Raw genomic sequence first — 5,476 nt, 5'->3', positions numbered from 1 at the left:
CTGATACATTATCTTTTGTTATAACGTCCTGTGTAGGCACATCAAGTGTAACTACCCTCAGTGAAACTTTTATCATCTTATCAATAAATGGTATCAAGATTATGAGACCAGGACCTTTTGCTCCAATTACACGACCTAAACGAAATACAACAGCCCTTTCGTATTCATTTAGTATTTTAATTGCTGATGATAGAAATATAATAATTAGTACTGCTATTACTACTGTAGATATTCCCATTTTACCTCTCCCTGTTTAATTCTCTAAATGCTTTTTCTGACTGGTAGATTTGCTCCTGTTTGTTTATTTCTTTTTTTATTTCTTGATGGGTGGAGCATGCTGTAAAAACAAAAACCAAAATTAATAAACTAATTAAAATTTTCATTTTAAGCACCTCATTTTTTATTCAGCCAGTAATGAAGATTTCCCGAAGGTGCATTTAAAAATATATTGTTGTTTTTATTTTCTTTTAAAGCTTTCATTAATTTTTCCTGTACTTCAAGGCTTTTCCATTTTAAAACTTTATCATCAATAGAAGAACTAATTAGCTTATTAGCCTCTGCTGTTGCTTTAGCTTCTAAAACCCTTGCTTTTGCTATACCTTCAGCTTCTTTTATTTTCTTTTCTGCTTCAGCTTCTGCTGCAATTACTTTCTGTATTTTTTGAGTTTCTGCCTGTATTTTTTTAACTTCCTGCTCTTTCTTTGCCCTTTCTTCTACATATTTCATTTTTTCAGCTTCTTGTTTTGCGATTTGTACTTCTTCTATTTTTTGGGCAATTCTTGGAGGAAGTTTTATGTCCCTGAGCTGAACACCTACAACTTCTACTTTTCCTTTAGAAATTGTTTTTATTGACTTTTTGATACCTTCTTCTATTTTTACTCCTATTTCCTGTCTTTTAATAGGTAAAAGCTCAGCTGGATATTGACCTATTATATCTCTTACAACATCTCTAATCGCCGGATTTATCATTTTATCTTCCCAGTTCCAGCCCCATTCCTGTATAGTTTCTGATGCCTGGTCTGGAATTAATCTGTACTGGACAGTAAGTTCAATACGAACTGGTAAACCTCTTTCATCTAAAACATTTATCGCAGGCTTTTCTATAAGACCTTCCTTATCAGGTCTGTCCTGATTTCCTTTGTAGTTTATTGTATGTACTTTTACATCAACTACTTTTATTTGTTCTATGAGAGGAATTTTAAAATGAAGTCCTGGATAAAGTTCCTCATTATCATATTTACCAAGTGTTATTTTAATACCTACATTTCCACTTTCTATAGTTTTGAAAGGAGAGAATATAAAAAAGAACACAACTAATATTATTATAACTATTGGAATTACTGCCAGTTTCCCTGATATATTAGGTGTCTGTGGCGGCAAATTTTTTATTGTTGTCATTTTATTTTATCCTCTTTTTCTAAAAGCCATTTATAGCTTTCAGGTGTATTTATACTTTTATATGTCAAAATTTCTTTATCGTACTTTCGTATATATTCTTTATTAATAGTTTTATAATTCAAATTGTCAAGCCATGCCATTAAGGATTTTTTCCCTTGTTTATAAATTTCAACAGCCTTTTCTACAGCATTTTTTGTGTAAAAAGTGTTTAATGGCTGTATTTTGCTGTCAATCTCAGGTATTACGGCATCATAATTATTTAGCTGTATTGATAACTTTTGTAAAAGCTCTGTATTTATTACAGGTGTGTCGCATGTAGTTATTAAAACTTTCTCAGATTTTATATAAGGATAAGCAGACACAATGCCATTTAAAGGTCCATCATAAGGATTAATGTCTTTTATGAAAACTACCTTTGACTTTAAATCTTTTACCTGCTCTTCATATAGAGAAAAATCTTTGTTTACAACAATTAAAAATCTACTGCAAAACCCATCAATCCTTTCAAGGATATTTCTCAAGAAAGTTTTATTTTTAAAGGGAAGGAATGCTTTATCCCTTCCCATCCTCTTACTTTGCCCACCGGCAAGGACAATACAGTCTAAACTCATACTTGCCTTACCGGTACTTCATGTAAAATCCAAGTATTGGTTCTTTACATTTTTAGCCCAGACATCTGTACAGGCATCACACATTCACCGCAAACTATACATGATGAAAGACCTGGTCTATTAATTGTATCTTCCATAAACACTATTTTTCTTGGGTCAAGAGCCATAGGACAAACCATTAAACATTCCCTACATGTTCCACAATCTTTAGTTGTATAAGGAGGTTTTAATGCTGGTTTTACATAATAAAAGTGAGGGGTTAACTTCTGATAAATTCCTGTTGGACAGAATGTTCTACACCATCTTTTTCCTATGTAAAGCTCCCAGTAAAAAATTGGAAATGCTGCTAAAAATGCTACCCACATTGGTATAAAAGCAGGGTTTGTGTAATAGAAAAATACCCTTAAATCCGTTACCCAGTTGAAAAATAAAGCAGCAAATAAAATAGTCATTATAGTTGTTATTATTATGTAAACACCTTTTGCCTTTTTACCTAACTTTCTTTTTAGCTTTTCCTGAACTTCAGCAAACCATCCTCCAGGACATATCCACCCGCAAAATACTCTTCCCTGTACCATGTTTAAAACAATAACGAGAATTGCAAAAAATCCAAGTGCTGCTATTACAGGTATTAAACCATCTATTAATGGTTTTTGCTGTCCAAAAATCCACGATTCGTTGTGGGCAATATCAATTTTAATAATTTTAAATGTTGGAATAATAATAAGGGCGATAATGATAGAAATGTAAACAATATTTCTTGCAATGGTGAACTTGTGGGTTTGCCACCATGAAGGTTGTTCACACTGCATGTTTGCTGTTTGTCCCATCTTTACACCTCTTTAAGTTAGTAAATATTAACCATTTATTATAATATAAAATTTAATCCAAAAAAGTTCTGATTCCAGCTATGCCGTAAACACCTGTTTTTAAGACCTTCTCAATGTTGTTTTTATTTATGCCACCTAATGCATATACAGGAATATTTAATAGATTAACAACTTCTTTTAATTTTTCAATTCCTTGAGGCTTTCCTTTTCCTTCTACCTTAAAAATAGGAGAAAAAATCACATAATCAGCCCCATTTTCCTCAGCCTTTTTTGCACATTCTAAGCTGTGGCATGATTTTCCGACTATAAGCTGTGGGAAGTTGGATTTAACAACTTCTACATCAAAAGAGTTTTCTGGAAGATGAACACCGTCCAGACTAAACATAAGAGCAATATCAACCCTATCATTTATAAAAATATGAACATTGTACCCTTCAGTTAGTTTTAAAAATTTCTCTGTAAAACGATAAAGCTCTCCTGTAGGTAAATCTTTTTCCCTTATTTGAAACATTCTTATTCCTTTATCAAGAAGCTTTTTTACTGTATCCTCAAAAGAGGAATATTTTTTCCTGTCTGTAATTGCGTAAAATTTCTGAAGTTTATTCTTCATCTGACCCTTTGTCAAGTACAAGCATTACGATAAATATTATAATTGCAAGGCTTACCATTCCTATTACAGCTATAGGAAATCCAACTGAAGGGTCTGATAGGTTCATTTAAATTACCTCATTTTTGATGGTATCATAATTTTATAATAAAAATGTTAAGGTTTTCCAATATGATAGATGAAAAATTACTTGAAATTATAGCATGTCCTAAATGTAAATTAGATTTAAAGTATGACCAGAATAAAAACATTTTAATATGTGAAAACTGCAGAGTTTATTATGAAATAATAGATGATATCCCTGTTTTAATTATTGAAGAGGCAAAGCCTTTAAACGATGATAAATAAACTTTTTTATACATCTTTAGCTTTTATTTCTATAGTATTGTTTTTTCTTCCATTTTATATAATATCACCTAACAATAAACCTTCTGAAAAGGCTAATATTATAAAAAAGGTTAACCCATCAAAATTTAATCCAGTAATAGGTACTCCAGAAGGTACTTTAAAAAGAGCTTTAAGTGGTGATGCAAAAACATTTAATCCTGCTATGGCTCAGGAAACATCTTCTACAGCAGTTATTGGAGACCTGTTTAACGGTCTTACAAAAACAAATATAAAAACTTTACTTCCGGAGCCGGATTTAGCAGAAAAATGGGAAAGGAATAAAGACGGTACAGTGTGGAGATTTTACATCAGAAAAGATGCATACTGGTTTGACGGCAAACCTGTTAGTGCAGATGACGTTGTGTTTACATATAACGATATTTACTACAATCCAAAAATTCCAACTTCTGCAAAAGATGTTTTAACAGTTGAAGGAAAACCTTTTATTGTTAGAAAAATATCAGATAAGGTTGTTGAGTTTAAAATACCGAAGCCATTTGCACCGTTTTTACAGGCAGTTGAACAACCAATATTGCCTAAGCATATACTTGAGAAATATGTAAAAAACAATACATTCCCGTCAGCCTGGAGTATAAACACAGACCCAAAAGAAATTATAGGAACTGGAAAGTATAAACTAATTAAATATGTCCCCGGACAGATGGCAATTTATGAAAGAAATCCTCTTTACTGGGAAAAAGATGAAAAAGGACAAAAGCTCCCGTATATAACTAAAATAAAGGCTCAAATAATAGCAGACCCTGATGTACAGCTTATTAAATTTTTATCAGGAGAAACAGATATTTACGGAGTTAGACCTGCTGATTTGTCCCAGCTTATACCAGAAGCTAAAGAAAAGGATTTTACAATTTACAATCTTGGAGCAACCCCTTCCACAACATTTGTTGTTTTTAACCAGAACCCAAACGCACCAATTCCAAAATACAAAATAAAATGGTTCAGAAATACAAAATTCAGACAGGCGATATCTTACGCAGTAGACAGACAGGGAATAATAAATCTTGTTTATAACGGTCTTGCATATCCAATTTATACAGCTGTAACTCCTGCAAACAGAAGACTTTACGATGAAAACTTCTATCCAAAATATCCTTACAATTTAAAAAAAGCAAAACAGATTTTACTTTCAATAGGGTTTAAAGAAGGAAAAGATGGATTTCTATACGATAAAGATGGACATAAACTTGAATTTACATTAATTACAAATGCAGGAAATAAAGAAAGGGAAGCAATTGGAAACATTTTAAAAGATGATTTAAAGAAAATAGGTATAGATGTTAATTTTCAAACCCTTGATTTTAATAATCTTGTATCTAAACTTATGAGCTCTTATGATTTTGAAGCAGTAATCATAGGACTTACAGGAAGCTTAGACCCTTATTTTGGTCAAAATGTATGGCTTTCATCTGGACATCTTCACATGTGGTACCCAAAACAGAAAAAACCATCTACAAAATGGGAAGCTGAAATAGATAAGCTTTTCCAAAAGGCTGCTGTAGAACTTGACTTTAAGAAAAGAGATATGCTTTATAAAAAAGCATTCAAAATAATAGGAGAACAACAACCAATGATATTTATAGCAGCTCCTGAAGAACTTTTAGCAGTAAGAAATAAACTCAAAA

Annotated in this window: 8 protein-coding genes; 2 read left to right on the top strand and 6 right to left on the bottom strand. The window is 31.8% G+C overall.

Annotated features, from left to right (window positions below; translation table 11 throughout):
- From HG1285_RS06140 to HG1285_RS06160, 6 genes are all read right to left on the bottom strand, one after another.
- Positions 1-238, bottom strand: a 238-nt coding sequence (locus tag HG1285_RS06140) for an SPFH domain-containing protein (RefSeq protein WP_008288214.1), incomplete at its 3' end; no start/stop codon positions are given.
- Between the two features lies 1 nt (position 239).
- A complete protein-coding gene (locus HG1285_RS19500) occupies positions 240-383 on the bottom strand; it encodes a hypothetical protein (RefSeq protein WP_008288213.1) in 144 nt (47 codons plus the stop codon).
- 10 nt (positions 384-393) lie between these two features.
- Positions 394-1,398: a prohibitin family protein gene (locus tag HG1285_RS06145; RefSeq protein WP_008288212.1), complete on the bottom strand. Its 1,005-nt coding sequence runs from the start codon at positions 1,396-1,398 to the stop codon at positions 394-396.
- Complete coding sequence (locus tag HG1285_RS06150; RefSeq protein ID WP_008288211.1) at positions 1,395-2,009, bottom strand: molybdenum cofactor guanylyltransferase; 615 nt, start codon at positions 2,007-2,009, stop codon at positions 1,395-1,397. The genes HG1285_RS06145 and HG1285_RS06150 overlap by 4 nt, the downstream gene beginning before the upstream one ends.
- 44 nt (positions 2,010-2,053) lie before the next feature.
- Positions 2,054-2,839 carry a 4Fe-4S binding protein gene (locus HG1285_RS06155; protein ID WP_008288209.1) on the bottom strand — a complete coding sequence of 262 codons (786 nt, stop codon included), beginning with the start codon at positions 2,837-2,839 and terminating at the stop codon, positions 2,054-2,056.
- Positions 2,840-2,891: 52 nt separating this feature from the next.
- A complete protein-coding gene (locus HG1285_RS06160; protein ID WP_008288208.1) occupies positions 2,892-3,449 on the bottom strand; it encodes a thiamine phosphate synthase in 558 nt (185 codons plus the stop codon).
- A gap of 168 nt (positions 3,450-3,617) precedes the next feature.
- Here HG1285_RS06160 and HG1285_RS19495 point away from each other — a divergent pair, with 168 nt between their 5' ends.
- Together HG1285_RS19495 and HG1285_RS06165 are read left to right on the top strand one after the other, a co-directional pair.
- On the top strand, positions 3,618-3,794 hold the full coding sequence (locus tag HG1285_RS19495; protein WP_008288206.1) for a Trm112 family protein: 177 nt from the start codon (positions 3,618-3,620) through the stop codon (positions 3,792-3,794).
- A partial coding sequence (locus tag HG1285_RS06165) for an ABC transporter substrate-binding protein (protein WP_008288205.1) occupies positions 3,784-5,476 on the top strand: 1,693 nt, incomplete at its 3' end. The genes HG1285_RS19495 and HG1285_RS06165, both read left to right, overlap by 11 nt.

This window comes from Hydrogenivirga sp. 128-5-R1-1 (genome assembly GCF_000171895.1).
Note: the sequence above shows the minus strand (reverse complement) of the source record. Positions and strands in the feature narration are given on the sequence as shown.